General features: G+C 45.7%; 3 protein-coding genes. All 3 read right to left on the bottom strand.

The window, feature by feature from the left end; all coding sequences use genetic code 11:
* Nucleotides 1–37: 37 nt before the first annotated feature.
* Nucleotides 38–1207 (bottom strand): ABC transporter permease, encoded by a 1170-nt coding sequence (locus BCT81_RS00140; RefSeq protein ID WP_102422920.1) that lies wholly within the window; start codon nt 1205–1207, stop codon nt 38–40.
* Entirely contained in the window at nt 1204–2412 is a 1209-nt protein-coding gene (locus BCT81_RS00135; protein WP_102422919.1) for an ABC transporter permease, read from the bottom strand. The genes BCT81_RS00140 and BCT81_RS00135 overlap by 4 nt, the downstream gene beginning before the upstream one ends.
* A gap of 7 nt (nt 2413–2419) precedes the next feature.
* Nucleotides 2420–3025, bottom strand: a 606-nt coding sequence (locus tag BCT81_RS00130) for an HlyD family efflux transporter periplasmic adaptor subunit (RefSeq protein ID WP_133152455.1), incomplete at its 5' end; no start/stop codon positions are given.

Raw genomic sequence — 3025 nt, 5'->3', positions numbered from 1 at the left:
TTGGGGGTCTTTTTATGTTTGCGATGAGCTAAACCACTCAAAGGCTATTATCGGTAGTGCGGTTAACGATGCTTTTGCTCGACTTGTGGTAGAGCTTCAGTGCAAGCAACGACCCCCAAAGTACAACTTGTCCCCATAACAGCGTCCATTGAGATGCGACCTCTTGCCACGAAGCGCCCATCTGATTCAGGGCTAAGAAACCTTGGATAGCAGGTGTGCTTGGAAACAGTTTTGATAACAGTACTAACCATTCAGGCATCATTTCAATCGGCCAGATAAAACCTGAAGAGAAGATCAGTGGCATTGAACTGATTAACACCACAACCGTGACTAACTCTCTTCGTGGCACTAACTCACCGATAAAAATGCCAATCAAACAGCTGGCCAATAAGAAGGGCAGTAACAAGGTTAAAATCTGTGAGATTGAGGCGAGTAGGTTAATCCCGTACATCGAAAAGCTGGCGCCGAAGTAGTACATCGATAATAAGTAGTAGATCCCTACTAAGGTGCAACAGCGAGCAAGGATTAGTTTGGTTGGATGAACTCTGCACCAATAGCCGAATGTGGATTGAGCATTTTGCGTTGCACCAACCAACCCTGATGCCATGGCTAGGGTTTGCTGAAGGATCAATACAAAGACAGCGGGAACGACGTAATCGATGTATCCCATTCGACTATTGAAAGTAGGTTTTAAATTTAAGCTAAATGCGCTGTAGCCTTTGGCTGCGGATTCTAAAGGTACACCTTCAACTAACAAGTGACTCACCTTAACTTGTGCGGCTAACGTGCCGCCTGCCTTTGCAAGTCCCTCAACTATGGTGCCATACACTAGGAAGTAAGATGCATCACCCGCATAAGAGAGTGTTGGGCTTTTCCCTAGAAGTAGATCTTTATAGAAGTTTTCAGGAATGACGATGAACCCACCAATTTCTTGATTGAGTACAGCCTGTTTAGCGTCTGCGATAGTGGAGTCACGGCGAACCAAATCAATTTGAGAGGTCGCATCGACCATTCGCTCTAAATGGTAGCTGCTTTGGCTCTTGTCTAGGTTTACAACGGACGCTTTCAATTGTTGGGGTACTTGATTGGCGTAAGGCAAAGGGTACAAGAATGAGTAAAAGACCACACCACCAAACACGGTCAGTAATACTACTGGGTTACGCAGAACCGCCAGGAGTTCTTGCTTCAGCAATTGAGTAAAGCTCATTGATTTACTCCTTTATGCTCTGCTTGTGTTGACTGTGCTGCTTGCGCTAAGTGCTTTTTAATCAATAAGATCACTACAAAAGCAGGAATAACGTACCAAAACATTGAAGTGAGGTTCATCAGCGATTGCGCAGCGCTCACACCGTAACTGGACTGAGCCGTTTGTATTTCGATGTAATGACTAACAGGCAATAGACTTCTCCAAGCTTGGGCTGCCGCATTCATGTCTGTAACAGGGAAGGTGATCCCCATAAACGCAAAACTTGGCGCTGTGAAAGCACCTGCAAAGCTCATCGCTCTTGCTGGATCAAGCGTCAAGAAGAAGAACAAGCAACCCATAATGATACAACTAATAACCGTTAGTAACTGTGCAATGGTTAATGCCATAAAGCTGCCGTTAAATGGCCACTCCAAAATGCGATAGAACCAAAAGCTAAACGCAATACCAAACCCTAAAAACAGAACAACATAAGGGGTGAGTGTTGATGCTAGGGACTTGATCGGAGAATGCGATAACCACGCTTTTAGCCCACGAGCTCGCACATTTGCAGTGAGTACTAAAATCGTTCCTACCACTATCATGATTTGCCATAAAGCAGGAATAACCGCAGATACCAAGAATTGAGCATAGCTGGTGTTTTTGTTAAACAGCGGAGTGATTTGGTTTTGAACGGTGACAGCTTGCCCCAAGGCGGATTTTACCGTGGTATCTCCGTGGGAAAGCTGTTTAATCACTTCAAGTTGGGCGTTGAAAGTGCCTTGAGCTTGCAAAAGAGCCGAGTTCACCAGTTTACCAATCAATATAAATTGGCTGTTGTAGAACACGGAAACCTGCGGGTTTAGCCCAAGATAAAGGTCTCGGTCAAAATGTCTAGGTATAACAACGTAGCCGTAGATATCACGCTCTATCATGGCTTTTGCTGCTTCACTTGCGGAGCTGTATTTCTGAGTGACCTGCAGGGTAGGTGAAGCATCGACTAAGCGAGTAAACTGCTGTGAAATTTGGCTGTGTTCTAGGTCAACCACTGCAACAGGCAAATCACGAGCGATGCCTTGTGAGAAAATCAGCCAAATACTTGCAGCAAGCAGCAAGGGGATCCAAGTTAAGCACGACAGCAGCCACTTGTCTTTACGTACAATAGCCCATTGTCTAAGTAAATTGCTTTTCGCTTTGTGATGCTCTGGTAAGTGAGAATTAGCAGACATACGTCACCTAAAGCTCAACCACAAGGCTCATACCCATGCGCAGTGTTTCGTTTGTATCTACAGGGCGTGCTTCTACTTCAAATGTACGTAAGTCAAAGCCTTGCGCAGCATCGGTTGAGCGCCAAGTTGCGAAATCACCCATAACAGCAATATGCGTTACTTGGAAAGTCAGCGACTTATCTAAAGCGGGTAGGTAAGCTTCAAATTGTGCGCCTTTCTCAAAGTGCTTGAGCATATCTTCACGAACGTTAAGTACCGCCCATGCATCTTTCGTATCGATCACAGTGACAACTGGAAACCCTTGTGGCGCCAACTCTCCGCTACTCAATAGCACTTGAGATACCTCACCGCTGAACCAGCTGTGGATCTGTGTGTCTTTAGCATAAGCTTCGACTTCAGCGACTGCACCGGCGGCCATCAATGCTTTTTGAGCGGCAGCTACTTTGGTCTCATCACGAGCACCTTCTTGTGCTAGCTGATACATCTGGAAAGCTGCGCTTTCTGTGTATTTTGCTGCTTGCCATTGTGTCTTGGCTTCATCACGCTTTTGCTCCGCAACTACGCCATCGTTGTAAAGGTTGTTTACTCGCTGGTAGGTTTTCTCCATTAAATC

Origin of the sequence: Vibrio sp. 10N.261.52.A1 (assembly GCF_002876325.1) — a bacterium.
GTDB lineage: Bacteria > Pseudomonadota > Gammaproteobacteria > Enterobacterales > Vibrionaceae > Vibrio > Vibrio chagasii.
The sequence above is the reverse complement of the archived record's forward strand: the minus strand, read 5'-3'. Positions and strand labels throughout refer to the sequence as shown.